The sequence below is a fragment of the Streptomyces sp. NPDC002809 genome (assembly GCF_040295435.1).
Classification (GTDB): Bacteria; Actinomycetota; Actinomycetes; order Streptomycetales; family Streptomycetaceae; genus Streptomyces.
The window spans coordinates 22,026-48,865 of the sequence record NZ_JBEOVJ010000065.1 but is presented as its reverse complement, the minus strand read 5'-3'; the positions used below and the strand labels follow the sequence as shown (position 1 = coordinate 48,865).

Sequence of the window (26,840 nt, the reverse complement as noted above, 5' to 3'; positions counted from 1 at the left end):
GGCCGTCCGCGTACCGGATGCATTCGGGCGTTCCGGCAGACAACGCGGCGAGGCCGTCCTCGTGCGCCTGCCAGGGATTGGCCGCGCCTGCTCCTCAGCCGCGCCTGCTCCTCAGCCGCCGGAGGGGCTCGGATCAGCCCCCGGCACCAGCCGCACCGCATCCAGCGCCAGCATCAGTTCCACCAGCTCGCGCGGCCGCGAGAGCGAGCGTGACGTCAGCACCTCCAGCCGCCGCAAGCGGTTCAGCACCGTGTTCCGGTGGCAGCACAGCCGTACGGCCGTCCGCCCCGCCGACCCTCCGCACTCCAGCCACGCGTCCAGCGTCGACACCAGCAGGGCCCGGTCGGCCGGGTCGCGGGCCAGGAGCGGGCCGAACACGTCCGTGGCCAGGTAGGCCGCGAGGGCGGGCTGTCCGGCCACCAGGGCCGCGGGGACCCGGCCGTCCAGACAGACGACCGCCTCCCCGGCCGGGCCGCATGCCAGCAACGCCGCATCGGCCAGCCTGCGCGCCGTCCCCAGGGCGGACAGGCCGTCCACCACGGGGCTGACCCCTCCGGGTCCCGGCCCCCCGTCCGACAGCAGTGCGGCGACGGCCGCCGGATCCGCATCGCCCAGCGCCACCACCGCGATCTCCCGGTCCGGCCGCGAACGCCAGAGGAACCGCATCCCGTGCGCGTCGCAGGGACGGTTCCCGACCGTGCGGACGGGCGCCGGGACCACCGCCACCGCGTACCGGCCACGCTCCGGGAGCCCCAGCACCGCACCGGCGAGCTCCGCCAGGCCCGGCGCGGTCTCGTCCTCCAACAGCGCGTCGAGCAGCGCCCACCCCCGCTCGTCCCCGCGCTGCCGCATGCCCGCTCCGTCCTCCGCACGCCCCCCGGGGGCCGCTTCCACGCCTCGGTCCTCACCGGACCGCAGTCGTGAGGATGGCACCGGTCCGGGCCGGGAGCGACAGCGCACACCGCGCCTCTGTGCGTGTGCACAACCGGCGGTCTCCCGCACTGGTCACCCGCAGCGTTTCGGCCAGTGACCGTGGACGCACGGCTCGACCGCTGCTGGTCTGTGGCCCCAGAGAGGCACAGGGCAGGCACAGGCAGGTACAGGCGGACACCGCCGGCCACGCCTCGCGACCGGGGCCCTGCGCACCACGAATCGACGCGTCGATTCCAAGACAAGGCGGAAGGAGGAGGACGCATGGCAACGCTCGAGATCCGCGCACTGTCCGTGGGCTACGGCCCGGTACGGTCCCTGCGCGACGTCTCCCTCGATGTGCCGGCCGGCGCGATCACCGCCGTACTCGGCGGCAACGGGGCCGGGAAGACCACGCTGTTGCGGGCCATCTCGCGGACCCTCGGCTTCCACCGCGGGACGGGCACAGGCACCGTCCACTTCGACGGACGACCCCTGGAGGGGCTGCGCCCCGCCCAGGTGGTGGCCGCCGGAGTGGTCCAGGTGCCCGAGGGACGACAGGTCTTCGCCCGGATGACGGTGGCCGACAATCTGCGGGCGGGCGCCCTCGGGGCCCGCGGCGGCCGCAAGGCGTCGGCGGGCGCGCTGAACCGCGTACACGAACTGTTCCCGGTACTGGGCCGGCGCGCCCACCAGCGCGCGGGGCTGCTGTCGGGGGGTGAGCAGCAGATGCTGGCGATGGGCCGGGCGCTGATGGCCCGGCCCCGGCTGCTGCTGCTCGACGAACCCTCCCTCGGACTCGCCCCGTTGATGGCGCAGCGCATCGCCGAGACGGTGCAGGAGATCAACGCGTCGGGCACCTCCGTCCTGCTCGTCGAGCAGAACGCGGCGATCGCCCTGCGGCTCGCCTCCACGGCATACGTCCTGGAGGTCGGCGAGGTCACCCTTCAGGGACCCGCCGACGAACTCGCCGCCTCCGACGAGGTGCGCCGCCGCTACCTGGGCGTCGTCGACGAGACAGCCGCCGAGGACGCGGACCGGGCCTCCGGGGCCGTACGCACTCTGAGCAGGTGGCCGGCATGACCACCGCCCAGGAGGCGACCCAGGTCGCCACCGCCCCGGCCGCGCTCGCCGTCCGTGACGTCACCGTCCGCTTCGCCGGGCTCACCGCCCTGGACGGCGTCTCGTTCACCGTGGAGCCGGGCAGCGTGCACGCCGTCATCGGCCCCAACGGGGCAGGGAAGTCGACCTGCTTCAACGTCCTGTCCGGGGTGTACCGGGCCGCATCCGGCACCGTCCACCTCGGTACGACGGAACTCACCGGTCTCGCCCCGCACAGGATCGCTCAACTCGGCGTCGCCCGTACCTTCCAGAACCTCGCGCTCCCGCCGCACGCCACCGTCGCCGACAGCCTCCTGCTCGGCCGGCACCGGCTCACCCGCGCCGGGTTCCTCGCCACCGGACTGCGCCTGCCGTCCGCCGCCCGCGAGGCCCGCCGCCATCTTGACCGGGTCCGGGAGATAGCCGAATTCATCGGCCTGGAAAAGGAGTTGGACCGGCCTGCCGGTGCGCTCCCGTACGGACAGCAGAAGCTCGTCGAGCTCGGCCGCGCGCTGTGCATGGAGCCGCAGGTCCTCCTTCTGGACGAACCCGTCGCCGGGATGACCGCCGACGAACGGCGGCGCACCGCCGCGGTCGTGGCCGGGGTACGCGACAGCCTCGGCATCTCGATCGTGCTCGTCGAACACGACATGGGCGTGGTGATGCGGCTCGCGGACGCCGTGACCGTACTCGACTTCGGACGCAGGATCGCGGACGGCACCCCCGCCGAGGTCCAGAACGATCCGGCCGTCGTCCAGGCCTACTTGGGGGCACAGGAATGACCACCTTCATCGAACTCCTCCTCGGCGGCCTCTCCATCGGCTCGGTCTACGCCCTGATCGCGCTCGGCTTCGTCGTCATCTTCAAAGCCACCGAGGTCGTCAACTTCGCCCACGCCTCCCTGCTCCTCGCGGGCGGCTACGTCACCGCCGTGCTCCACGACGACATCGGCTTCTGGCCCGCGCTCGCCGTCGGAATCGCCGGCGCGGCGGTGGTCGGCGCGGCCGTCGAGTTCCTGGTGATGCGCCGCTACCGGGGCAGCGATCACAGCGTCCTGGCGATCGTCACCATCGGCGTCGACATCCTCCTGACCACCGAACTCACCCGGCGCATGGGCACGGATGTGCTCGCCCTCGGCGACCCCTGGGGCGACGGCGTCGTCACCATCGGCGGCGTCACCCTCGCCGAGACCCGGATCGCCGCGTTCCTCGCCGCCGGCCTGCTCATCACGGTGTTCCTGCTCGCCTTCCGCTTCACCTCCTGGGGAGTCTCGATGCGGGCGGCCGCCGAGAACCCGCAGACCGCGGCCCTGATGGGGATCAAGCTCGGCCGGGTCTCGCTCGCCGCCTGGGCGGTGGCCGGAGCACTTGCCGCGGTGGCCGCACTGTTCCTTACCGTCTTCCCCACACCCGGTCTGGAACGGGCCACTTCACTGGCCGCCCTCAAGGCCTTCCCCGCCGCCATCCTCGGCGGACTCGACTCGACGACCGGTGCCCTCGCCGGGGGACTGATCGTCGGCGTCACCGAATCGCTCGCCACCGGCTACCAGAGCGACCTCTCCTTCCTGGGCCGCGGCATCGGCGACCTCGCCCCCTACCTGGTAATGGTGCTCGTGCTGCTCCTGCGGCCCGCGGGACTCTTCGGTACGAAGGAGCTCGCCCGTGTCTGACACCACGACCACCGAGACCGCCACAGGTACCCGGCTCGCCACCCCGGGTACCGCCCTCGCGGCCCGGCTGCGCCACCCGCGTACCTACCTCTGGGCCGTCGGATCGGTACTGCTGCTCGCGTTCCCGTTCTATCTGGACCGCTTCTGGCTCCAGGCCGGACTCTTCGCGATGGCCGCCGCCATCGGCGCCATCGGGCTCAACCTCCTCACCGGCGCCACCGGCCAGCTCTCCATGGGGCACGCCTTCTTCCTCGCGGTGGGCGCGTACGGCTACTGCGTGCTCGCGGGGGAGAGCGGTACGGAGAACGGGCACGAGCTCGCCGGACTCGGCCTGCCCAGCTGGCTCGCCGCCCTGCTCGCCGTACTCCTCGCCGGAGCCGCCGGCGGACTGTTCAGCCCCATCGCGAGCCGGCTCCGCGGGGCCTACCTCGGCATCGCGACCCTGGCGCTGATCTTCATCGGCCAGCATGTGCTGTTCAACGCGGGCTCGCTCACCGGCGGCTTCAACGGCCGTTCGGTACCGCCCCTTTCGCTCTTCGGATTCGACTTCGACGACACCGAGGTCATGGTGGCCGCGGTGCCGTTCCAGTCCTCCGAGAAGCTCTGGTACGCGGCCCTGATCGCTCTGCTCCTCAGCGGCCTGTTCGCCCGGGGAGTGCTGCGCGGCCGGCCGGGCAGGGCGCTCAACGCCATCCGCGACCACCGCATCGCGGCCGGCGTGATGGGCGTCCCGGTGGCCCGCTACCGGGCGGGCGTCTTCGTCCTGTCGTCGATGTACGCCGGACTGGCGGGCGTCCTGCTCGCGCTGGTCTTCCAGCGGACCGTGCCCGAGTACTTCGGCATGGTCCTGTCCCTCGAATACCTCGCCATGATCGTCATCGGCGGGCTCGGCACCGTGGCGGGAGCGGTCGTCGGGGCCGCGTTCGTCTCGCTGCTGCCGCAGCTGCTCACCCACTACAGCGATTCCCTGCCCCTGGTCTCAGCCCCCGGTACGGGCGGCCTGGCTCCGGGCGAGGCATCGCGCTACCTGTACGGCGCCGCGGTGGTCGCGGCCGTGCTGTTCCTGCCCGGCGGCCTGACACGTCTGATGAAGAACTCAGGAGAGAAGAAATGAAACTGCGTGTGCTCGGGGCCGTGTGCGCGGCCCTCACCCTCACCCTCGTCGGCTGCAGCGAGAAGGCCAAGTCCTCCGACGAGGGAGCCCAGGACAAGAGCGGTGTGAAGACCGGCGAGGGCGTCACGGACTCGACGATCTCACTGGGTGCGCTCACCGACATGACCGGGGTCTACGCCTCGCTCGGCAAGAGTGTCACCCAGGCCCAGCAGCTCTGGGTCAAGCAGACCAACGCCGCGGGCGGCATCTGCAAGCGCAAGGTCGAACTGACCGTGCGCGACCACGGCTACGACCCGCAGAAGGCCATCGCCGGCTACACCGAGCTGGAGCCGAAGGTGCTCGGCTTCGTCCAGTTCATCGGTTCGCCGTTCGCGGCGGCGGTCAAGGACCGCATCGACGGCCAGGACAAGGGACTCGTCCTGCCGCAGGCCTGGTCGGCGAGTCTGCTCGGCAGCAAGTACGTCCGTGTCATCGGCGCGACGTACGACGTCGAGACGATCAACGCGATCGACTACCTGCTCGCCGAGAAGCGCATCGCCAAGGGCGACAAGATCGGCCATGTCTACTTCGAGGGCGACTACGGCGAGAACGCTCTGACCGGCTCGAAGTACGCGGCCAAGGAGGCGGGCCTGACCGTTGTCGAGCAGAAGATCAAGCCCACCGACAACGACATGACCGCCCAGGTCTCCGCGCTCAAGCAGGCCGGGGTCAAGGCCGTCGTGGTCAGCGCGGGACCGCGTCAGGCGGCCTCGCTGGTGGGTGTCGCCGCAGCCACCGGCCTCAAGGTCCCGGTCGTCGGCAACAACTCGGCGTTCGCACCCCAGTTGCTGAAGACGCCGGCAGGCCCGGCCCTGGAGAGCAACTACTTCGTCGCCGCGCCCACCCTGCCGATCGGCGACCCGGGTGCCGGCCCGGCGAAGCTCGCCAAGGAGTACGGCGCCGAGTACCCGAAGGACGGCCTCGACAACGGCGTCATCGCGGGATACAACGCGGCGAGGCTGTTCGGCGAGGTCCTTGAGAAGGCCTGCGCCTCGAAGGACCTCACCCGTGAGGGCATCGACAAGGCCCTGCTGACCATCACGGACTTCGGCAGCGACTTCGGGATGGCGCACGACTTCTCCGACCCGACGGCGCCCTCCAGCCGGGAGAGCGTGATCATGAAGCCGGACGCGAAGACCCCCGGCGGTCTCAAGACCGTCAGGCCCGCGCAGGCAGCGGCGGCGGCGAAGTCCTACACGCTGAAGTAGTCCGAGTACCGCGACGACGGCCGCCGGACGGCACGCATCACGCGTGCCGTCCGGCGGTCCTTCGCGAGCCGGGTCAGCTGGTGTAGGCCTCCAGTTCGGAGAGCTGCGCGGCCGGCCACCCGGTGTTGGCGGTGAACGTCAGCCGCAGATAGCGGGACGGTGTGCCGGGCAGGGTGACCGTCGCCTGATTCCCGCTCGACGGATCGAAGGTGTAACCCGCCGAGCTCTTCAGTGAGTTGAAGGTGCCGTTGTCGGTGCTGCCCGAGACGCTCAGCGTCTGCGTACGGGTGGACCAGGCAGCCGCCGGGGGCAGCTTCAGGACCAGCCGCTTGACCGCCTTCGCCGCACCCAGGTCCACGGTGATGGTCTGGGGGAAGGCGTGGTTGGTGCTCTCCCAGTAGCTGTTCGCGTCCCCGTCCACGGCCCTGGACGCGCTGTACACGTCCGCGTGGCCGGATTCGGTGACCGTACGGCCCTTGGCGAGGTTGCCCGTCTCGGCGGGCGGATCCGTGGGCGGGTCGGTCGGGTCGGTCGGCGGGTCGGTGGGCGGGTCCGTCGGACCGCTGCCGCCGCCCGGCACCCCGCCGTTGGTCCACACCGGGTCCGGCCAGTTGCCGGTGCAGGCCGGCGGATCGGCGTACCAGCCGGAGTTCCCGCTGCCCCGCGTGATCTGGAAGCCGCTGCCCACGCAGTTGTGGATCGGGTTGGACTGCGCGATGTGCGTGGCCACGACATTGGTGAACGTCGCGGTGCCCGGAGACTGGATCTGGAGGGCGTAGGTGCCGGCACCGTCGATCTTGATGTTGTCGAAGTGCAGCCCGTTCGACGCACCCTCGATGAGGTGGATCGCGGCGTAGGAGCTGTCCAGCACCTCGGTGTCGGAGATGTTGACGGTGGCGTTGATCGGTTCGTTGAGCCCGCTGAACCAGATCGCGCCGACGCCGAAACGCCAGTTGTAGTCGTTGTTCCCGGTACGGATCAGGGTGTTGCGGGCTGCCGTGGTCGTGCCCGAGACGGCGGTTCCCTGACCGGAGTTGACACCGGGATAGCGGTTGGCGATGTGCAGCCCGCCGCCGTTGGTGATGGTGTCCGACATGACGTTGTCGGAGATGGTGATGTCCTTGCCGCCGTACGTGACGATGTTGTTGGCCAGGATCGGCAGGATCACGGTGTTGAACGTGAACTTGTTCTTCACGTTCGGAACGTTCTCCGCCCACATCGCCAGACCGTCGTCACCGGTGTTGCGGACGAAGGTGTTGGTGACCGTGGAGTTCGTGACGCCGTAGTGGAAGTTCACGCCGTCCGCGGTCTGGTCCAGGATGCGGCTGTTCTTGATGGTGAAGTTGTCCATCGGGCCGTCCATCCAGGCGCCGCACTTGGTGTGCTGCATCCAGACGTTGTCGACGGTCGAGTTCGACAGGGCGCCACCGATGGCGTTGACCTGGTCGTTGTCCTCCCGCTCCTGGATGTTGCCGATGATGGCGAAGTCCTTGAGGGTGACGTTGCTGCTGCCCCCGTCCCCGGCGTACTTGCCGTAGACACCGACGGCCTTGCTGCGGTTCGAGGGGTCACGTCCGGTGAGGACGGAGTACCAGGGGCCGGCGCCGCGCAGCGTCACCTTGTCCACGACGATGTGGTCGCGGACCTGGAAGGTTCCCTGCGGGAGGTAGACCTCCCTTCCCTGCGCCCTGCCCGCGTCGACGGCCGCCTGGATCTTCGCGGTCGAGTCGGCGGCCCCGGTCGGGTCGGCACCGAATTCGGCGACGACGTCGAGGGCGCCCGAGGGCTTGGCGGTGGGCGCGGCCACCTGCTCGAAGTCAGCCAGGTCGATGGTGAACGAGGGTGAGGCGGCGGTGGAGGAGACCTGGAGCCGGACCTTCGTGCCGGCCGCGAGGGTGGACCCGAACATGGTCCGGGCCTCGTCGTAGAAGTGGTGCGGGTTGGTGTCGCCCGGGTTGTTGTTGAACGGGTAGCCGCCGTAGTACCAGCCGTACTTCGATGTGACCGGAACCGCCTTGGGCGAGGCGCCGTTCACCGTCACGTCGATCGAGGCGTCCCGGCCCGATCCCGCGGCGTTGTCCGGCAGCGAGTACCGGAAGGACATGGCGTTGGCCGGGGCGGTGAGGGTGAACTCGACGTACTCACCGACCGCGTCCAGGGTCACGGCCTGCCGGCCCGAGGCCTCGGAGGGCAGCGTGCCGTACAGGCGGTTCGGGCCGATCAGCGTGCCGTTGGTGGCGGCGTACTCGGCTTCCTGCTCCTTGAACGGAACGGTCGCGCCGCGACCGGGGACCGCCATGGGGGAGGGGGCGGGGACCCCCGCGGCCTGGGCGGGCGGGGCGCCGGACAGGACCACGGCGGCGGCGGTGCCGAACGCGGCGAGTGCCAGCGAGAGAGAGGCGGATATCGATCGTCTGATCAACGGGCGTCGCGGTGGTGGGGTCACGTATCAGTCGTCCTTGCGGCTCGTGGGGGCACTTCGGACGCCCACAGGCTAGGAGCAGGACCGCAAGGAAGTCTATGCCGCTGCGCAATATTCTGTTCTAGCCACTCAATTTTGCGACTTACGTGCAGGGTGAGGGGTGGAGCTGAGCGCCTGGCCGCCGGACGGTGGCGCCTGGTGGGTATGCGGTACCTGTCGTGGCCGGGCGGGTTCTGTGCAGTCCGAGCCCGATGTGCCGAGGCGTGAGGGCCCGGAGAGTTGCGCAAATAATTGGCTCTTGTGCGCAAAAAGGAGTCGAATGCGCTCGGCCGGTTGGTATGCGCGGGCAGGCGGGCCCGTCACCTCGTCCCGACCTGCCGGGTCGGGCGTCGTCCGACGTCCGACCCGGCGAACCGCCCCGCCCGCGGTGCCGGCGATCAGGCGCGCGGATTCAAGGAGACCGGTCCGTGTGAAGGCCGTAGGAAGGGGCCGCCGGACCATCCGGTCGTTCTCGTCAGTGGTCGAGGGCCAGGTGCAGGGCGAGAAGGTCCTTGCCGTAGTCGTTGCCGTTGGGGGTGCGGATGACGGCGTGGATATGACGCTGAGTCATCCCGGCTTCCCATCCCATCGCCTTCCCGATGGGCCCCAGGTCCTGGGAGTCGAGCTCGACAAGAAGGACGGGGCTGTGGATGCGGTAGTACATGGGTACGCCGTCGGCGGTGCCGCCGTGCCATGAGAAGTGGGTCTCGTCCACGTGCCGCTTGACCTCGGCCATCTTGACCCTGGCGTGCCCCTCGTCGATGTTCCCGACGAACAGCTCGACGATCTTCCACAGTTTCGCCAGCTGTGAGTGGTTCAGGGCGGTGGCCTTGATGCCCTCGTACGGCATGACCGCGTTGTCCGAGTACGCACCGGCCGTCAGGTCCCGGTCGCTGGTGGCGGTCGTGGTGATCGCGACCGACTGCTGCTTCGCGCTCAGCGAGTGCACCAGGGCGTAACCGGCGGCGAGCTCGTCCTGGAACATCTCCGTGCCTTCGTACCGGCTGTCGATGCCGAAGTCGGCGACGGAGGGCTCGGACCCCATGAAGGTCGGCGTCATGACGACCTGGTCACCGAGGACGAAGTAGTTGACCACAAGGTGGTGTCCCTCGAACTGCCAGCCCCACGGCTCCGTGGCCGACGGGGTTCCCATGATGGCGAGCCAGTACAGCTCGTCGTTGAACGTCTCGGTCAGATTGGCCAACTCGCCACCGTAGAGGTTGAGATGCCGCACCTTGTCGGCATTCCGGTTCCCACGGGCGCTCATGCCCGCCTTCAGGACCGACAGCGCCTTGGCGCGCTGCGCCTTCGTCATGTCCTGCAGGCTCATACCTGCGCTGCGGTCCCCGTCCACATTGGTCCACAGGCGCCACTGGTCCTGCGTGTAGTCAGATGCCTGGACGGGAAAAGTCACGGCCGTGCGCTGCTCGGCCGTGAGGGAGGCGAGCCACCCCTTGGCCGCGGCCACGACCTCCCTCGTACGCACGCCGGTGCGGTGGATGCTGAAAAGGTCCTCGGTAACGGCGCCGTCCGTGGTCACTCCCACGAATGCGTCCTTGACTCCCTGGCCGCCGCCCGGACCACCGCCGCCGCCCGGCCCCCCGGGGCCCCCGCTCGGCGGTCCCGAGGGGGTGTCGGCCGGTGTGTCCGTCGTAGCGGCCGACGCCTCCGATCCGCCCGCGGCGAGCATCGTGGAGAACGCGGCGGCTCCCGCCGCCGCGAACGCCTGCGTCATGAGCCGGCGACGCGACATGAATGCAGGTGAGCCCGGCTTGTGGTGACGGTGGCCGTGGATATGCCGACCTTCTTGGTCCTCGTGGGCGGTGGGTGTTTCGGTCAAGGGGTACTCCTTTTGTTCCTCTCGTCCGGCCGCACGACCGGAGGAGGCCCTGTGATCTTGTCCGCGAAGCTACCTTCGGCACCTGTGGATCACTTAGCAAAGAGCCGTGAACTCCGTCGTTTTCCTGTGCGTCCGGTTTGGGTGGCCGTTGGTGGCAGCAGCAGGAATGGGGTTTCGGGGGCGCGAAAGAAAGGAGTTACCCGGGGCGCACGAGGGCTCGGGGGCCGGGAGCATCCGAGCCCTCGTGCATGCGCTGTGCTGCGGGTACGGAGATGAGGCTCGACCCCGCCTTCATTGCCCCGGAACCAATGCCATGGCTTTGCGGAACGATGCATTCCTTGAGTTCCGAGGGGGGCGCATTTCAGGCGTGGATGTTTGCGGTGTCCGAAGTCCCGAAGAAGACGCGTCACAGCTCGCCGACCGTGGACGGTCATTTATCATGTGTCATTTATGATGTGCCGTGTGCCATTCGTGTGCACGGCGTGAGAGCGTATTTCCCTACGCCTTTTCTGTTGAGGCCCGACACCGGTTCTCGGAGGATGCCCTGTGCGGGGCGACCGGAAGCCCGCCATCCGGTCCCGCCGCCAGGGCATGCAAAAGGGCCCGGATGCTGGGGAGCATCCGGGCCCTTTTGCATGATGTGCGGATTACGGCAGCTGAGCCGCTCGTGCCTCGCGCCGGTTGTCACGGAAGGTGTTCACCCGGCGGGCGGTCGCGAAGAGCGGGATGACCGCACCCAGGACCACCTGGAGGGCGCAGCCGGTCTGCAGCAGCAGCTGACCACCGGGGGCGTCGAACGCCCAGGCTGCCAGGAGCCCCATGGCGGCCACGATCCAGCCGAGCATCGCCACCGCGAGGACACCCCGCGGCTTCGGGTACTCGACCCGGCTGACCATGAGCCACGCCACTCCGACGATCGCGAGCAGCGTCGGCACGAAGGGCAGCTCCAGGAGCACGATCGAAATGACCGTGAGCGCTCCGAAGGGGCTCGGCATGCCCTGGAACATGCCGTCCTTCAGGGTCACACAGGAGAATCTCGCAAGCCTGAGCACCACCGCCAACAGCACCACGATCGCCGCGAGCGCCGAGACCCGCTGGTGTGCGTCGTCCGCGACCATGCCGTAGACCAGGACGAAGTACGCCGGGGCGAGCCCGAAGCTGACCAGGTCCGAGAGGTTGTCCAGCTCGGCACCCATCGGCGAGGAACGCAGCTTGCGGGCCACGAGGCCGTCGAAGAGGTCGAAGATGGCGGCCATGAGCATGAGGATCACGGCGGTGGCCGCGGAGTGCCGCGCCATGCCGCTCTCGTCGCTGCCCGTGAGGTGCGGGATGAGGATCCCCGTGGTGGTGAAGTACACCGCCATGAATCCGCACGTGGCGTTACCGAGAGTGAGGGTGTCCGCTATCGACAGCCGCATAGAGAGCGGCATGTCCTCGGCGTCGTCCTCCACCTCGGCCTCCGGCACCCAGCCGGCCTGTGTATCAGGATCAATCACGGTCAATTCGAGTCACCCCCGCGGTGGTGGCCTGGCCGACCTCGACCGCGACATCGATACCTTCCGGAAGGTAGATGTCGACCCGGGACCCGAACCGGATCAGGCCGATGCGCTCGCCCTGCTCCACCTTCGTGCCCTGCGGGATGTAGGGGACGATGCGACGGGCGACCGCGCCCGCGATCTGCACCATCTCGATGTCGCCGAGCTCGGTGTCGAAGTGCCAGACAACGCGCTCGTTGTTCTCGCTCTCCTTGTTGAACGCAGGGACGAACCCACCGGGGATGTGCTCGACCGACGTCACCGTGCCCGCCAGGGGTGCGCGATTGACGTGGACGTTCAGCGGGCTCATGAAGATCGCGACGCGGGTACGCCCGTCCTTCCACGGCATGATGCTCTGCACCACGCCGTCGGCCGGTGAGATGACGCGCCCCTGGGTGATCTCGCGCTCGGGGTCGCGGAAGAACCACAGCATGCCCGCCGCGAGCGCGGTGGTGGGCACGGCCACGGCCGCCCAGCGCCCGGACCTGCGGGCCCGGGTCAGGCTGAGTGCGGCGGTGGCGACGGTCGGCAGGAGCCACGGCGAAGCTCCGCGTGCAAGGCGGACCCCGCCGCGTGGTGCAGAGGTATGGCTGTCGGGCATGGATGACCTTCGTAGCGGATGATGCCGCGCTGGCAACGGGGGACGGCGGCTTTTCCGGCGATGTTATCGGTTGCGGACCGCAACTGGGCAAGCCAGCAGCCGAGTCGGACGTCTGGAAGGCACCGGATGAGGATGACAGGGTGTGATCTTGTTCGCGGCTAAATCGCCTCGAATGGGACAATCAACCCTGGATGCGGTACTCCTCGAGGAGTCGGCGCCCGATGATCATTTTCTGGATCTCGGCGGTACCTTCACCGATCAGCAGCATCGGAGCCTCACGGTAGAGGCGCTCGATCTCGTACTCCTTGGAGAAGCCGTAGCCGCCGTGGATACGGAAGGCGTCCTCGACGACTTCCTTGCAGTACTCGGAGGCGAGGTACTTCGCCATCCCTGCCTCCAGGTCGTTCCGCTCCCCGGAGTCCTTTTTGCGCGCTGCGTTTACCATCATTGCATGCGCGGCCTCGACCTTGGTGGCCATTTCGGCCAGCTTGAACTGGATCGCCTGGTGCTGGGCGATCGGCTTTCCGAAGGTGTGGCGCTGCTGCGCGTAGGAAACGCCCAGTTCGAATGCACGCTGTGCGACGCCGCAGCCACGCGCAGCCACGTTCACGCGGCCGACCTCCACGCCGTCCATCATTTGGTAAAACCCTCGGCCGGTGGTGCCGCCCAGTACACGATTGGCCGGAATGCGTAGTCCGTCCATGATGAGCTCGGTGGTGTCGACGCCCTTGTAGCCCATCTTGTCGATCTTTCCCGGGATGGTGAGGCCGGGCCTGACCTCGCCGAATCCGGGCTCCTTCTCCACCAGGAAGGTCGTCATCGACTTGTGAGGCGGCGTGCCCTCGGGGTGGCCTTCGTCACTCCGGCACAGGACGGCGACGAGCGAGGACGTGCCGCCGTTCGTCAGCCACATCTTCTGGCCGTTGAGGACGTACTCCTCGCCGTCCTTGACACCCTTGGAGCTGATCGCCGAGACGTCGGAGCCCAGCGCCGGCTCGGACATCGAGAACGCGCCACGGACCTCGCCCAGCGCCATCCGGGGCAGGAAGGTGTCCTTCTGCTCCTGCGTGCCGTGCTGCTTGAGCATGTACGCCACGATGAAGTGCGTGTTGATGATCCCCGACACGCTCATCCAGCCGCGGGCGATTTCCTCCACGCACAGCGCGTATGTGAGAAGCGACTCACCCAGACCCCCGTACTCCTCGGGAATCATCAGTCCGAACAGGCCGAGCTCCTTGAGCCCCTCGACGATCTCGGTCGGGTACTCGTCGCGGTGCTCCAGCTGGGTCGCGACCGGAATGATCTCCTTGTCGACGAAATCCCGGACCGTGGAGAGGATTTCCTGCTGGACGTCGTCGAGTCCGGCCGTCTGGGCGAGTCGCGTCATGGCTACTTCTCCACGTTCTTCTGCGAAGGCTGCTTCGGCTCCGGGCGGCCGGGCTGCTCGCCGCCCCGCTCCTTGATGTACGTCTCGGTCGGGACCATGACCTTGCGGCGGAACACGCAGACGAGCGTGCCGTCCTGCTTGTAGCCCTTGGTCTCCACATAAACGATGCCGCGGTCGCTCTTGGACTTCGACGGCGTCTTGTCCAGGACGGTGGTCTCGCCGTAGATCGTGTCGCCGTGGAAGGTCGGCGCCACGTGCTTCAGCGACTCGACCTCCAGGTTGGCGATGGCCTTTCCGGAGACGTCCGGGACCGACATGCCGAGCAGCAGCGAGTAGATGTAGTTGCCGACCACGACGTTCTTGCCGAAGTCGGTCGTCTTCTCGGCGTAGTTGCTGTCCATGTGCAGCGGATGGTGATTCATGGTCAGCAGGCAGAAGAGGTGGTCGTCGTATTCGGTGACGGTCTTTCCGGGCCAGTGCTTGTAGACCGCACCGACCTCGAATTCCTCGTACGTGCGTCCGAACTGCATGATCAGGCCTCCGGAGCTTCGAACTTGGAGGTGCGCTGCATGCCGGCGGCGCGGCCCTTGCCCGCGATGACCAGGGCCATCTTGCGGCTGGCCTCGTCGATCATCTCGTCGCCGAGCATCGCGGAGCCCTTCTTGCCGCCCTCCTCGGAGGTGCACCAGTCGTAGGCGTCGAGGATGAGCTCGGCGTGGTCGTAGTCCTCCTGCGAGGGGGAGAACACCTCGTTGGCCGCGTCGACCTGACCGGGGTGCAGCACCCACTTGCCGTCGAAGCCGAGTGCGGCGGCACGGCCGGCGACCTCGCGGTACGCGTCCACGTCGCGGATCTGGAGGAACGGGCCGTCGATCGCCTGGAGATCGTGCGTACGGGCCGCCATCAGGATGCGCATCAGGATGTAGTGGTAGGCGTCCGCGCCGTAGCCGGGCGGCTGCTGGCCGACGACCAGGGTCTTCATGTTGATCGACGCCATGAAGTCGGCCGGGCCGAAGATCAGGGTCTCCAGGCGGGGCGAGGCCGCGGCGATGTCGTCGATGTTGACGAGGCCCTTGGCGTTCTCGATCTGCGCCTCGATGCCGATCTTCCCGACCTCGAAGCCCATCGTCTTCTCGATCTGGGTGAGCAGCAGGTCCAGCGCGACGACCTGCTGGGCGTCCTGGACCTTCGGCAGCATGATGCAGTCGAGGTTGGGGCCCGCGCCCTCGACGACCGTGATGACGTCGCGGTACGTCCAGTGCGTCGTCCAGTCGTTGACCCGCACGACCCGGGTCTTGCCCGTCCAGTCGCCGTTGTTCAGCGCGTCGACGATGTGATGACGGGCGCCCTCCTTGGCGAGCGGCGCGCAGGCGTCCTCCAGGTCGAGGAAGACCTGGTCCGCCGGGAGGCCCTGGGCCTTCTCCAGGAACCGCGGGTTCGAGCCGGGCACAGCCAGACACGAACGACGGGGACGCAGCCGGTTCACGGCAGACGAGGAGTGCGCGGCGGAGCCGCCCGGAATCGGGGTGGTGGCGGGCGACGGGCTGGGCGTGGTCATGCGGGGACCTCCAGAGGGTCGAGCTTGTTCGCTTTCCGGATCTCGTCGACGATACGGCCGATGATCTCCGTGATGCCGAAGTCCTTCGGGGTGAATACGGCGGCGACACCGGCCTTGATCAGGGCCTCGGCGTCCGCGGGGGGAATGATCCCGCCGGCGATCACCGGGATGTCGCCGGCGCCGGTGCGACGCAGCCGGTTCAGCACGTCCGGCACCAGCTCGGCGTGCGAGCCGGACAGGATCGACAGGCCGACGCAGTGCACGTCCTCGGCGACGGCTGCCGAGACGATCTGTCCGGGCGTGAGGCGGATGCCCTGGTAGACGACCTCGAAACCGGCGTCACGCGCGCGCACGGCGATCTGCTCGGCGCCGTTGGAGTGCCCGTCCAGACCGGGCTTGCCGACGAGCAGCCGCAGCCGGCCCGCGCCCAGGTCCCCGGCGGTCCGGGCGACCTTCTCGCGTACGAGGGCGAGCGGGGTGCCCGCCTCCGCGGTCACCGCGACCGGGGCGGACGACACACCCGTCGGTGCGCGGAACTCGCCGAAGACGTCGCGCAGGGCCCAGGACCACTCGCCGGTGGTCACGCCCGCGCGGGCGCACTCGACGGTCGCCTCCATCATGTTCTCGGTCCCCGCCGCGGCCTTCTTCAGGGCGGCGAGCGCCTCGGTGGCACGGGGCTCGTCGCGGTTGTCGCGCCACTCGTGGAGCGCGGCGACGACCTTGGCCTCGTTGGCCGGGTCGACCGTCATGATCGCGCCGTCGAGGTCGGCGGTGAGCGGGTTGGGTTCGGTCGTCCCGTAGATGTTGACGCCGACGATCTTCTCCTCGCCGCCCTCGATCCGGGCGCGCCGGGCGGCGTGCGAGGAGACCAGTTCGGACTTCAGATAGCCGGACTCGACGGCCGCCATGGCGCCGCCCATCTGCTCGATCCGGTCCATCTCGGCCAGCGAGTCGGTGACCAGCTCGTCCACCTTGGCCTCGATGACGTGCGAGCCGGCGAAGATGTCCTCGTACTCCAGCAGATCGCTCTCATGGGCGAGGACCTGCTGGATGCGCAGCGACCACTGCTGGTCCCAGGGACGGGGAAGCCCCAGTGCCTCGTTCCAGGCGGGCAGCTGCACGGCGCGGGCGCGGGCGTCCTTGGAGAGGGTGACGGCCAGCATCTCCAGCACGATGCGCTGGACGTTGTTCTCCGGCTGAGCCTCGGTCAGACCGAGCGAGTTGACCTGTACGCCGTAGCGGAAACGGCGCTGCTTGGCGTCCTCGATGCCGTAGCGCTCGCGGGTGACCCGGTCCCAGATGCGGCCGAAGGCGCGCATCTTGCACATCTCCTCGATGAAGCGGACGCCCGCGTTCACGAAGAAGGAGATCCGTGCGACCACGTCGCCGAACTTCTCCTCGGGCACCTGCCCGGAGTCGCGGACCGCGTCGAGCACGGCGATGGCCGTGGACATGGCGTACGCGATCTCCTGGACCGGGGTGGCTCCCGCCTCCTGCAGGTGGTAGCTGCAGATGTTGATCGGGTTCCACTTCGGGATGCGGTTGACCGTGTACGTGATCATGTCGGTGGTCAGCCGCAGCGAGGGTCCCGGCGGGAAGACGTGCGTCCCGCGCGAGAGGTACTCCTTGACGATGTCGTTCTGCGTGGTGCCCTGGAGCTTGTCCGCGTCGGCGCCCTGCTCCTCGGCGACGACCTGGTACAGCGCCAGCAGCCACATGGCGGTGGCGTTGATCGTCATCGAGGTGTTCATCTGTTCCAGGGGGATGTCCTGGAACAGCCGGCGCATGTCGCCGAGGTGCGAGACGGGCACGCCGACCCGGCCGACCTCGCCGCGGGCGAGGACGTGGTCGGGGTCGTAACCGGTCTGGGTCGGAAGGTCGAAGGCGACCGACAGACCGGTCTGGCCCTTGGCGAGGTTGCGCCGGTAGAGCTCGTTGGACGCCTCGGCGGTCGAATGACCGGCGTACGTCCGCATGAGCCACGGGCGGTCCTTCTGACGGCCGGTCATGTCAGATGTTCCTGAATCGGTTGATGGCGTCGATGTGCTGCTCGCGCAGCTCCTTGTCGCGCACGCCCAGGCCCTCGGTGGGTGCCAGTGCCAGGACGCCGACCTTGCCCTGGTGGAGGTTGCGGTGCACGTCGTACGCGGCCTGGCCGGTGTCCTCCAGGGAGTAGACCTTCGACAGCGTCGGGTGGATCTTCCCCTTGGCGACCAGCCGGTTGGCCTCCCAGGCCTCGCGGTAGTTGGCGAAGTGCGAGCCGACGATCTTCTTGAGCGACATCCACAGGTAGCGGTTGTCGTACTCGTGGTTGTAGCCCGAGGTCGAGGCGCAGGTGACGATCGTGCCGCCCTTGCGGGTCACGTACACACTCGCTCCGAAGGTCTCGCGGCCCGGGTGCTCGAAGACGATGTCCACGTCCTCGCCGCCGGTCAGTTCGCGGATGCGCTTGCCGAAGCGCTTCCACTCGCGCGGGTCCTGGTTGTGCTCGTCCTTCCAGAACTTGTAGCCCTCGGCGTTGCGGTCGATGATCGCATCGGCGCCCATCTTCCGGCAGATCTCCGCCTTCTGGTCACTGGAGACGACACAGATCGGGTTGGCGCCGCCCGCCAGGGCGAACTGCGTGGCGTAGGAGCCGAGTCCGCCGCTCGCGCCCCAGATGAGGACGTTGTCGCCCTGCTTCATACCGGCGCCGTTGCGGGAGACGAGCTGGCGGTACGCGGTGGAGTTGACCAGCCCCGGAGCCGCCGCCTCCTCCCAGCTGAGGTGGTCCGGCTTCGGCATCAGCTGGTTGGACTTGACGAGTGCGATCTCTGCCAGCCCGCCGAAGTTGGTCTCGAAGCCCCAGATGCGCTGCTCGGGGTCGAGCATCGTGTCGTTGTGGCCGTCCGAGGACTCCAGTTCCACCGAGAGGCAGTGCGCGACGACCTCGTCGCCGGGCTTCCAGGCGTTGACGCCCGGGCCGGTGCGCAGGACGACGCCTGCCAGGTCGGAGCCGATGACGTGGTACGGGAGGTCGTGGCGCTTGCTGAGGTCGCTGAGCTTTCCGTAGCGCTCCAGGAAGCCGAAGGTCGAGACCGGCTCGAAGATCGACGTCCACACGGAGTTGTAGTTGACCGAGCTGGCCATGACCGCCACCAGTGCCTCGCCCGGACCGAGCTCGGGCACCGGAACGTCCTCGACATGGAGGGACTTGCGGGGGTCCTTGTCGCGGCTGGCGACGCCGGCGAACATCTCGGCCTCGTCCTTGTGCACGGTCACCGCGCGGTACGACTCGGGAATGGACAGGGCCGCGAAGTCTGCGGCGGTGCTGTCCTCGGACTGGATCGCGTCCAGGATTTCCTTCACGGTGTGCCTCCGGCGGTGCGGCGTTTGAGGGAACGCTTGAGGGTCCTGCGAAGCAGGGGGAGCGGTGTTGCGTGGAGGTGTGCCGTCGGTTCGGCGGATGGTGCTTCGGCTGCTTGCTCTGTGGAGCAGAAGGGTTTGCCTGTGACGCAGGCGTCCGGGCGCGCAGGCACGTGGCTTGCGGGGACAGCCGGCGTACGTGAGGTCTCAGCACGCCGGCCGCCCGGACGACTTCAACGTATGGCACTCCGTGACAGCTGGCAAGGCACTGGGTGCCAGTAATTTCCCTCAATTGTCATCCGGGTGCCACGCATGAGCAACACGGGGGGCGTTTTGCCGCCTTGCGCCCGGTCCTGGTGGTACCGGTCGGGTCAGGAGGCGGGACGGTAGACGTAAGGCGTCGTCGTGCTCAGGGCCGTGAACCCGAGGCGCTGGAGGATCGGGCGGCTGTCCTCCGTGGCGTCGACCTGGAGGTACCGGTAGCCGCGCTCGGCGGCGATGCCCGCCCGGAAGGCGATCAGCGCCCGGTAGACGCCCCTGCCGCGCCACGCCTCGACCGTGCCGCCGCCCCACAGTCCGGCGAAGCCGGTGCCCGCGTACAGCTCCATCCGCGCCGAGCTCACCGGCTCGTCGCCCGCCATGGCCAGCACCCCGACGAAGTGGTCCTCCTTCAGCTGTGCCAGCAGCTGATGCCGCAGCCGGGACGAGTCCGAGCCGAACGCCTGCTCATGGGCCCGCGCCATCAGATCGACATCGGCCTCGTCACGCACCGTGCGCAGGTGGACGCCGTCCGGGAGCCGGACGGCCGTGGGCTGGTCCGCGACAGGTGCGACGAGCAGGGTCTCCGGCTCCTCCGGCTCGAAGCCGGCCGCCAGCAGCCGCGCCCCGAGGTCGGCCGGCCGGTCGTGCGCGTACAGCTTCCACTCGAACTCCCCGTACCCGAGCTCGGTCCAGTGGGCCACCTGCGCGGCGATCGCGGCGTCGGCCCTGGTCGCGTCCAGATCGGGCGACGACCATACGACCCCGTTCCAGTCGTCCTCCCCACCCACCTGCCGTACGACGTCGGCGGTGCGCTCGACGCGGACGCCGGGGCCGCCGGGGCGGGCGTGTTCACGCATCTCGCGGTCGAAGGCGGCCAGCAGAGGGTGGTGGTCCTGATTTCGGGTCATCCGCACACCACAGCACCGGGCCGAGGTGCCGGCAACCGCATTTAGCGCCGTTGAATCCGCCGGGCCCGGGCAGACGGCAGAGATGAATGATCTTGGAAGACTCATATCCGGACGAGCGGGGCGGCGGGGATGACGGCACCGGTGCGGGAACGGGGTTTCGAGGGGCGCCGGAAGGTCTTCAGTGTGCGCAGGACCGCTTTCGGGTTCGGCGCCATTGCTCTGCTCATCTGCGGTGGATGGCTGATGGTGCGCACCGTGTGGGAGGGCATGTGCCGGCATCCGGCCGCCGGGGTGCCGGTCGCGGCGCTCTGCGCGGCGGGCGTCCTGATCCTGTACCTTCGCGGGCCGCGCCGCCGCCCGCACGGGGGGCCCGGCCCGCTCTCCGAGGCCGCGCGCGAGCTCTTCGAGCCGCCTCAGGAGCTCCGTGGCCCGGCCCCCGAGCCGTCGGGCCACCCCCACCGCGACATCGCCCGCACGGTCGTCCTGGCAGAACCGGAGCCGGTGGAGCCGGAGGGTGAGGCCGCGGACTACGCCGCCCTGGACGCCGACGGTTTCGAGGACGCGATCGCCGCGCTCTGCGAGCGGGACGGCTGCTCCGACGTGCAGGTCGTGGGCGGAGCGGGTGACCTGGGGGCGGACGTGATCGCGACTGCCCCGGACGGGCGGCGCCTGGTCGTCCAGTGCAAGTGCTACGGCCCCGCCACCAAAGTCGGTTCCCAGGACCTCCAGCGATTCGGCGGAACCTGCTACGCCGTGCACGAGGCGGAGATCGCCGTCTGCGTCACCACCAGCGCTTACACAGGTCCCGCCCTGGACTACGCGGAGCAATGCGGGATCCTGTGCCTGGACGGCGAGGCGCTCGCGGGCTGGAGCGAGGGCTCCGCGCCGCCGCCATGGCAGGCCGACGAGGGGCTCTGAAGGCCTCCAGGGCCGGGCGGCCGAGAACGGGCGGTCCCGCTCAGCGCTCCTTGAGCGCCTGCTGGATCGTGCGCATGACTTCGTCCAGCGGCGCGTCCGTCCGCGCCACGGCCACCAGGACCTCGCCCTCCGTGCTCACCGACGCGGACGGCGGCTTCGCCGGCTCGCTGCCCGCGGTCCGGCCCGCGCCGATCCCCGTCCCGAACGTGTCACGGACGATGGCGAACGCCTGGTCCAGTTGCGCCTCCACGTCGCCCTGGCCGTCCGCGCGCAGCCAGCGGCGCAGCACGTGGTTGTGCGCGGTGACGACGGCCGACGCCGCGACCTCCGCCAGCAGCGGATCGTCGTTGCCCGCAAGGTGGTCGCGCTCGTCGAAGTGGCCCAGCAGATAGCGGGTGAACAGCCGCTCGTAGCGGGCCACCGAGGCGATCTCGGCCTGCCGCAGCGTGGGTACCTCGCGGGTCAGCTTGTACCGGGCCACGGAGACCGCGGGCTTCGCCGCGTACATCCGCATGACTTCCTTGATGCCCCGGCAGACGGTGTCGAGCGGGTGCTCGTGCGCGGGGGCGGCGTTGAGGACCGCCTCGGCCCGGACGAGGGTGTCGTCGTGGTCCGGGAAGATCGCCTCGTCCTTGGACCGGAAGTGCCGGAAGAAGGTCCGCCGGGCGACGCCCGCGGCGCCCGCGATCTCGTCGACGGTCGTCGCCTCGTATCCCTTCGTGGCGAAGAGCTCCATCGCCGCGGCGGCCAGTTCACGGCGCATTTTGAGCCGTTGTGCGGCGGCGCGGGTGCCTGCGGCACTTTCCGGGACGTCGGGCGTGGCGGACACACGGGGGGACCTGGCGGGCTGGGACATGGTGTGAACGTACTGCATCGGTGCAGGAGGGTGCGCCTGTGGGGGCGGGCCGCCCGAAGGGCCGAGCAGCCCGCCCCAGCCGGCTCCCGGCCCGGAAGGCCCCGTATCGGGCCTTCCGGGCCGGGACCTCTCAGCGGCGGGCATATTCGCGGAAGCCGCGCCCCGTCTTGCGGCCGAGGCAGCCCGCGGCCACCAGATGCTCCAGGAGCGGCGCCGGCGCGAGGCCCGGGTCGCGGAACTCGCCGTGCAGCACCTTCTCGATGGCGAGCGAGACGTCGAGGCCGACGACGTCCAGGAGCTCGAAGGGCCCCATCGGGTAGCCGCCGCCCAGCTTCATCGCGGCGTCGATGTCGTCGAGGGTCGCGTAGTGCTCCTCGACCATCTTGATCGCGTTGTTGAGGTAAGGGAACAGCAGCGCGTTCACGATGAACCCGGCCCGGTCCCCGCAGTCCACCGGGTGCTTGCGCACCTTTCCGCAGACCTCGCGGACCGTGGCGTGCACATCGTCGGCGGTGAGCACCGTACGGACGACCTCGACCAGCTTCATCGCCGGGGCGGGGTTGAAGAAGTGCATTCCGATGACGTCCTCGGGCCGGGAGGTGGCCCGGGCGATCGACACCACGGGCAGCGAGGAGGTGGTGGTGGCGAGCACCGCGCCCGGCTTGCACACCTTGTCCAGCGTGGCGAACAGCTGCTGCTTGACCACCAGGTCCTCGGCGACGGCCTCGACGGCCAGGTCCACCCCGTCGAAGGAGTCCAGCGAGCCCGCCGCGGTGATCCGGGCCAGGGTCTCGTCCCGGGCTCCGGCCGTCAGCCGCCCCTTGGTGACCGACCGCTCCAGCGACTTGGCGATCCGGCCCTTGGCGGTGTCCGCCTTCTCCTGGCTGCGGGCGGCGAGCACCACGTCGTAACCGGCCTTCGCGAAGACCTCCGCGATCCCCGAAGCCATCGTCCCGGAACCCGCGACACCGACGGAACGCACCGTGCGGCCCGCACCCGCCCCGCCGTCCTGTGCCGGGGTCTGTGCGTCCGGGACCACCGTCTGGCTGCCCGGCTCCGCATACGTGTAGAAGCCGCGGCCCGTCTTGCGGCCGGTCAGCCCGGCCGCGCTGAGCTGGCCGAGGACGGGCGCCGGGGCGTGCAGCCGGTCGTGCGAGGCGGAGTACATCGCCTCGAGGACGGTACGGGCGGTGTCGATGCCGATCAGGTCCAGCAGGGCGAGCGGGCCCATCGGCAGACCGCAGCCCAGCTTCATCGCCGCGTCGATGTCCTCGCGGGAGGCGTAGTTCGCCTCGTACATCGCGGCGGCCTGGTTGAGATAGCCGAACAGCAGGCCGTCGGCGACGAAGCCCGGCCGGTCGCCGACCGCGACCGGCTCCTTGCCCAGCTCCCGGGCGAGCGCGGTGACGGCCTCGACGGCCGGCGGCGCGGTCAGCACCGAGGAGACCACCTCGACCAGCTTCATCGCCGGTGCCGGGTTGAAGAAGTGCAGGCCGAGCACGCGCTCGGGGCGCTGCGACTCCGCGGCGAGCCGGGTCACCGACAGGGCGTTGGTGCCGGTGGCGAGGATCGCGGTGGGTGAGACGACCGCGTCGAGCTCCCGGAAGACCTGCTGCTTGATCTCGTACGTCTCGGGCACGACCTCGATGACCAGCTCGGCGTCCGCCGCGGCCTGGAGATCGGAGAAGGTGCGGAACCGGGCGAGGATGTTGCGCCGCTCCTCCTCGGTGATCCGTTCGCGCTGCACGGCGCGGGCGGTGGAGGCCTCGAGGGAGGCGACGGCCTGGCGGGCGGCCGCGTCACTGATGTCGATACCGATGACCTCGCGGCCGGCGCGGGCCAGGACCTCGGCGATGCCGGTGCCCATGGTGCCGAGGCCGACGACGGCGATGGTGCTGAGATGGGTGTCCATCACGGGACTCCAGGGATGAGTGACGACTGGGGGACGCACGGAGCGCGCTGCCGATGAGAGGGGCGAAGGGCCCGACCGGCGCATGGCGTGCGGGAACTGCCTGTCGTGGTGCTCGGGTCCCGGGCGTGAAGTGCCCGCCGGGACCGGGAAGGGGCGACGGACTCTGTCCCGGAGTCACGTCTCGCAAAGCTGCCGAACCGACAATCACTCCGGGTGGCTGCGTCACCAGGCCACCGGAGCCGGCGGGGGAGTGTCCCGCTCACATGAGGTTAACCGACGGGTAATGAGCGCGCCAGCCCCCGATCGTTGTGGCCCCCCTCACACCCGTCGGCACGCTGTGTCGCCGCCGATAAGCTGACGGTCATGGACGAGGAGTTCCGGTCACTGACGCACCGGCTGGCGGACGAGGCGGGAGAGTCGGCGGCCTACCGCAGACTGATCGCCACCGATGACCACGAGGAACTGGCCCGGGTGCTCATCGAGCACGAACGCCCTTTGTGGGCACGCGAGATCGCCGCGTTCCGGCTCGGCTGCGGCGGTGACCGCCGCGCCTTCGAGCCCCTGGTGCTGCTGCTCAACCACCGCGACCCGGAGCGCTGCGTCGCAGCCGCCCACGCCCTGGCCCGCCTGGGCGACCCCCGCACACCCCGTGCCGCCGCGGCACTCGCCACCAACGACCTGCGCACCGCCTACGCCCTCCACCCGGTCCGCCTGCTCACCGAACTGCGGGCCCCCGAGTCCGTACCCGCGCTGATGAGCACCCTGTCCCGGCTGCTGGGGCCGGACGAGCCGCACTGGCGGGTGGCGCTGGCCTGCGTGGAGGGCCTGGGGCGGCTGGGCGACGCGCAGGCCCGCCCGGTCCTGGAGGCCGCCCTGCCGCACCCTCGTCTCGGTGACGCGGCCGAGGAAGCTCTCAGCCGGCTCCCGGCGGGCTGAGCGGGCGCACGTAACGCACCTCGGGGACCGGAACACCGTCCACTTCGAAGGGTTCCTCGGCGCCGTCGGCGTGAAAGCCCGCACGCTCGTAGAAGCGACGGGCGGGCGCGTTCCCGGCCAGCACCCAGAGCGCGAGGTCGGGGTGACCGGCCGCGGCGGCGCGCGCGAGGACCTCCGCCATGAGGGCCCGGCCGGCCCCCGTCCCGGTCTGCTCCGGAGCCACGTAGATCGCGTACAGCTCGCCGCGCGCGAGCCGCTTTCCGTTCTCGCGGTACGGCCCGTACGCGGCCCAGCCGACGACACCGAGGCCCGCCCGCTCGGCCACCAGGTTGACGACCGCGTCGTCCGCGGCGAAGAAGCCGCGACGGCGCTCCGCGTCCTCGGCGATGTCCATCGCGTCCAGGTGCGCCTGCGGCATCAGGCCGGCGTACGCGCTCTGCCAGCCGCGGACCCGGACCGTCGCGACCGCTTCGCAGTCGTCGACGGTCATGTCCCGGATCAGCGGGTCGGGGGCGTGTGCCGGAGCGGGGCGCGCGGTCATCCCGTCATCCTCGCGCACGCCCCCGAACTGCGGCAACGTACTTTCGTCAGCCCCGGAAACCGAGCAGCCCGTGCAGTGCGCTGCCCCGGCCGTCCGCCTCCGTACGGGCCGCGGGCCGCGCGGACTTGGCCGTCGCCGGCTTCGGATCGGGCGTCTTCGCGCAGACCGCGTCCGCGTCTGCGCCCTTGCCGCGGGGCACCGTGCCCTTGGCCAGATAGTCCGCCAGGTACCGGTCCAGGCAGTCGTTGCCGCTCAGTGTGACGCCGTGGTTGCCGCCGCCCTCCTCGACGACCAGGCTGGAACCCTTGAGCTTGCGGTGCAGGGTGACCCCGCCCTCGTACGGCGTGGCCGCGTCGTCCGTTGCCTGGAAGAGCAGCACCGGCGGCAGCCGGTGATTGGAGATCCGCACCGGATTCAGCGGCTCCACCGGCCAGTCGGCGCACGGGGCGTTGTACCAGGTGTTGCCCCAGGTCATGAACGGCGCCTTGGCGTGGATCCGTTGGCTGTCGCTGCGCCAGACGTTCCAGTCGCCCGGCCACTGCGCGTCGCGGCACTGCACGGCCGAGTAGACCGAGTACCCGTTGTCGCCCTCCGCGTCGACCGCGCCGAAGCGCTCGTACGCCTTGACCAGGGCCTTCTCGTCCTTGTCGTTCACATAGGCGGCGAACGCGCCGGCCAGCGTCGGCCAGTAGCCGTTGTAGTAACCGCCCGGCAGGAAGGTGTCGTCCAGCTCGCCCGCACCGACCTTCTTGCCCGCGGGATGCTTCTTGACCGCGTCCCGCATCCGGTACCAGGCCGCTTCGACCTTCGCCGGGTCGGTGCCGAGCCCGTACGTGCCGTCGTACTTCGCGACCCAGGCGGCGAACGCCTTGTGGCGGGTGTCGAACGCGTAGTCCTGGGCGAGGTTGTCGTCGTACCAGACCCCGTCCGGGTCCACGTTCGAGTCGAGGACCAGGCGCCGGACGCGGTCCGGGAACAGCTTCGCGTACACCGCGCCCAGGTAGGTGCCGTAGGAGTAGCCGAGGTAGTTGAGCTGTCGCGAGCCGGTCGCGGCCCGGATCACGTCGAGGTCCTTGGCCGCGCTCACCGTGTCCATGTACGGAAGCAGGTCCGGGTACTTCTCTCCGCAGGCGGCCGCGAAGTCGCGGGCGCGGTTGCGGTTGGTCCGCTCGTCCTGGACAGAGCCCGGTACCGGGTCGGGACGCACCGGGTCGAAGTACTTCGGTACGCAGTCCAGAGCCGGCCTGCTCCTGCCGACGCCACGCGGGTCGAACCCGATCACGTCGTACTGGGCGGCCACCGCCTTCGGCAGCGAGCCGGCGACGAAACCGGCCATCGACAGACCACTGCCGCCGGGACCGCCCGGATTGACCAGCAGCGGACCCTGGAACGTCTTCGCCGTGTGCGGGATCCGCGACAGGGCGAGGGTGACCTTGCGGCCCGACGGGTCGTCATGGTCGAGCGGAGCGTGCACCGAGGCGCACTGCAACGTCGGGTACGACTGGGTGCCGCAGCCGGTCCATTTGACCGACGCGGCACGCTGCGCGCCGCTGTCGGCGCTCGCCGGGGCCGGCGCGGCGGTCACCAGACCGGCGACCGTCGCCCCGACGGCGAACAGAATTCCTGAACGGTTCGTCATATGGCCTCCCGTGGTGGGGGAACACGGCTGCGCGCGGCGCAGCCCCCGCCGCATGCTCCCCGTATTCGGAGCCGGAAGGACCTGTTCCGGTGAGAGATGACC

22 protein-coding genes are annotated in these 26,840 nt (G+C 69.6%); 7 read left to right on the top strand and 15 right to left on the bottom strand.

Annotated elements, in window-relative coordinates:
- Window positions 1-111 precede the first annotated feature (111 nt).
- Window positions 112-852, bottom strand: a complete 741-nt coding sequence (locus tag ABT025_RS29365; protein ID WP_351000907.1) for a PucR family transcriptional regulator — start codon at window positions 850-852, stop codon at window positions 112-114.
- Window positions 853-1,194: 342 nt separating this feature from the next.
- On the opposite strand from ABT025_RS29365, the gene ABT025_RS29360 reads away from it, so the two are divergent.
- Genes ABT025_RS29360 through ABT025_RS29340 form a run of 5 tightly spaced genes read left to right on the top strand, consistent with a single transcriptional unit; the run spans window position 1,195 to window position 6,040 of the window.
- The gene (locus tag ABT025_RS29360) at window positions 1,195-1,992 is read left to right on the top strand and encodes an ABC transporter ATP-binding protein (RefSeq protein ID WP_351000905.1); all 798 of its coding nucleotides are present in this window, start codon (window positions 1,195-1,197) and stop codon (window positions 1,990-1,992) included.
- Complete coding sequence (locus tag ABT025_RS29355) at window positions 1,989-2,792, top strand: ABC transporter ATP-binding protein (protein WP_351000902.1); 804 nt, start codon at window positions 1,989-1,991, stop codon at window positions 2,790-2,792. Before ABT025_RS29360 ends, ABT025_RS29355 begins: the two co-directional genes overlap by 4 nt.
- Window positions 2,789-3,679 carry a branched-chain amino acid ABC transporter permease gene (locus ABT025_RS29350; protein ID WP_326739998.1) on the top strand — a complete coding sequence of 297 codons (891 nt, stop codon included), beginning with the start codon at window positions 2,789-2,791 and terminating at the stop codon, window positions 3,677-3,679. Before ABT025_RS29355 ends, ABT025_RS29350 begins: the two co-directional genes overlap by 4 nt.
- Window positions 3,672-4,793, top strand: coding sequence for a branched-chain amino acid ABC transporter permease (locus ABT025_RS29345; protein ID WP_502972057.1), 1,122 nt, complete (start codon window positions 3,672-3,674; stop codon window positions 4,791-4,793). The genes ABT025_RS29350 and ABT025_RS29345 overlap by 8 nt, the downstream gene beginning before the upstream one ends.
- Window positions 4,790-6,040 carry an ABC transporter substrate-binding protein gene (locus ABT025_RS29340; RefSeq protein WP_351000899.1) on the top strand — a complete coding sequence of 417 codons (1,251 nt, stop codon included), beginning with the start codon at window positions 4,790-4,792 and terminating at the stop codon, window positions 6,038-6,040. Before ABT025_RS29345 ends, ABT025_RS29340 begins: the two co-directional genes overlap by 4 nt.
- Window positions 6,041-6,113: 73 nt before the next feature.
- Here ABT025_RS29340 and ABT025_RS29335 read toward each other — a convergent pair whose 3' ends face one another.
- From ABT025_RS29335 to ABT025_RS29290, 10 genes are all read right to left on the bottom strand, one after another.
- Window positions 6,114-8,486 carry a galactose-binding domain-containing protein gene (locus ABT025_RS29335; RefSeq protein WP_351000896.1) on the bottom strand — a complete coding sequence of 791 codons (2,373 nt, stop codon included), beginning with the start codon at window positions 8,484-8,486 and terminating at the stop codon, window positions 6,114-6,116.
- A gap of 490 nt (window positions 8,487-8,976) precedes the next feature.
- Window positions 8,977-10,341: a DUF3500 domain-containing protein gene (locus tag ABT025_RS29330; RefSeq protein WP_351000894.1), complete on the bottom strand. Its 1,365-nt coding sequence runs from the start codon at window positions 10,339-10,341 to the stop codon at window positions 8,977-8,979.
- Window positions 10,342-10,988: 647 nt separating this feature from the next.
- Window positions 10,989-11,807: a CDP-diacylglycerol--serine O-phosphatidyltransferase gene (gene pssA / locus ABT025_RS29325; RefSeq protein WP_351000912.1), complete on the bottom strand. Its 819-nt coding sequence runs from the start codon at window positions 11,805-11,807 to the stop codon at window positions 10,989-10,991.
- 22 nt (window positions 11,808-11,829) lie between these two features.
- Entirely contained in the window at window positions 11,830-12,477 is a 648-nt protein-coding gene (locus ABT025_RS29320; protein ID WP_326656564.1) for a phosphatidylserine decarboxylase, read from the bottom strand.
- Window positions 12,478-12,658: 181 nt separating this feature from the next.
- Window positions 12,659-13,864, bottom strand: a complete 1,206-nt coding sequence (locus tag ABT025_RS29315) for an acyl-CoA dehydrogenase family protein (protein ID WP_351000890.1) — start codon at window positions 13,862-13,864, stop codon at window positions 12,659-12,661.
- 2 nt (window positions 13,865-13,866) lie between these two features.
- Window positions 13,867-14,394, bottom strand: coding sequence for a MaoC family dehydratase (locus ABT025_RS29310; protein WP_351000887.1), 528 nt, complete (start codon window positions 14,392-14,394; stop codon window positions 13,867-13,869).
- 2 nt (window positions 14,395-14,396) lie between these two features.
- Window positions 14,397-15,422: an HpcH/HpaI aldolase/citrate lyase family protein gene (locus tag ABT025_RS29305; RefSeq protein WP_502972056.1), complete on the bottom strand. Its 1,026-nt coding sequence runs from the start codon at window positions 15,420-15,422 to the stop codon at window positions 14,397-14,399.
- Complete coding sequence (locus tag ABT025_RS29300; protein WP_351000885.1) at window positions 15,419-17,431, bottom strand: ethylmalonyl-CoA mutase; 2,013 nt, start codon at window positions 17,429-17,431, stop codon at window positions 15,419-15,421. The genes ABT025_RS29305 and ABT025_RS29300 overlap by 4 nt, the downstream gene beginning before the upstream one ends.
- 1 nt (window position 17,432) lies before the next feature.
- Window positions 17,433-18,770, bottom strand: coding sequence for a crotonyl-CoA carboxylase/reductase (ccrA, locus tag ABT025_RS29295; RefSeq protein ID WP_351000882.1), 1,338 nt, complete (start codon window positions 18,768-18,770; stop codon window positions 17,433-17,435).
- 368 nt (window positions 18,771-19,138) lie between these two features.
- A complete protein-coding gene (locus ABT025_RS29290; RefSeq protein WP_351000879.1) occupies window positions 19,139-19,936 on the bottom strand; it encodes a GNAT family N-acetyltransferase in 798 nt (265 codons plus the stop codon).
- 183 nt (window positions 19,937-20,119) lie between these two features.
- On the opposite strand from ABT025_RS29290, the gene ABT025_RS29285 reads away from it, so the two are divergent.
- Entirely contained in the window at window positions 20,120-20,854 is a 735-nt protein-coding gene (locus ABT025_RS29285) for a restriction endonuclease (protein ID WP_351000877.1), read from the top strand.
- A 40-nt stretch (window positions 20,855-20,894) separates the two neighbouring features.
- Here ABT025_RS29285 and ABT025_RS29280 read toward each other — a convergent pair whose 3' ends face one another.
- Window positions 20,895-21,710, bottom strand: a complete 816-nt coding sequence (locus tag ABT025_RS29280; protein WP_351000874.1) for a TetR family transcriptional regulator — start codon at window positions 21,708-21,710, stop codon at window positions 20,895-20,897.
- 130 nt (window positions 21,711-21,840) lie between these two features.
- The gene (locus ABT025_RS29275) at window positions 21,841-23,622 is read right to left on the bottom strand and encodes a 3-hydroxyacyl-CoA dehydrogenase family protein (RefSeq protein ID WP_351000871.1); all 1,782 of its coding nucleotides are present in this window, start codon (window positions 23,620-23,622) and stop codon (window positions 21,841-21,843) included.
- Window positions 23,623-23,985: 363 nt separating this feature from the next.
- Between ABT025_RS29275 and ABT025_RS29270 the strand changes: the two genes are divergently transcribed.
- The gene (locus ABT025_RS29270; RefSeq protein ID WP_351000869.1) at window positions 23,986-24,558 is read left to right on the top strand and encodes an adenylosuccinate lyase; all 573 of its coding nucleotides are present in this window, start codon (window positions 23,986-23,988) and stop codon (window positions 24,556-24,558) included.
- Here ABT025_RS29270 and ABT025_RS29265 read toward each other — a convergent pair.
- Window positions 24,536-25,099: a GNAT family N-acetyltransferase gene (locus ABT025_RS29265; RefSeq protein WP_351000866.1), complete on the bottom strand. Its 564-nt coding sequence runs from the start codon at window positions 25,097-25,099 to the stop codon at window positions 24,536-24,538. The genes ABT025_RS29270 and ABT025_RS29265 overlap by 23 nt on opposite strands.
- A gap of 46 nt (window positions 25,100-25,145) precedes the next feature.
- Window positions 25,146-26,738: an alpha/beta hydrolase gene (locus tag ABT025_RS29260; protein ID WP_351000864.1), complete on the bottom strand. Its 1,593-nt coding sequence runs from the start codon at window positions 26,736-26,738 to the stop codon at window positions 25,146-25,148.
- Window positions 26,739-26,840 lie beyond the last annotated feature (102 nt).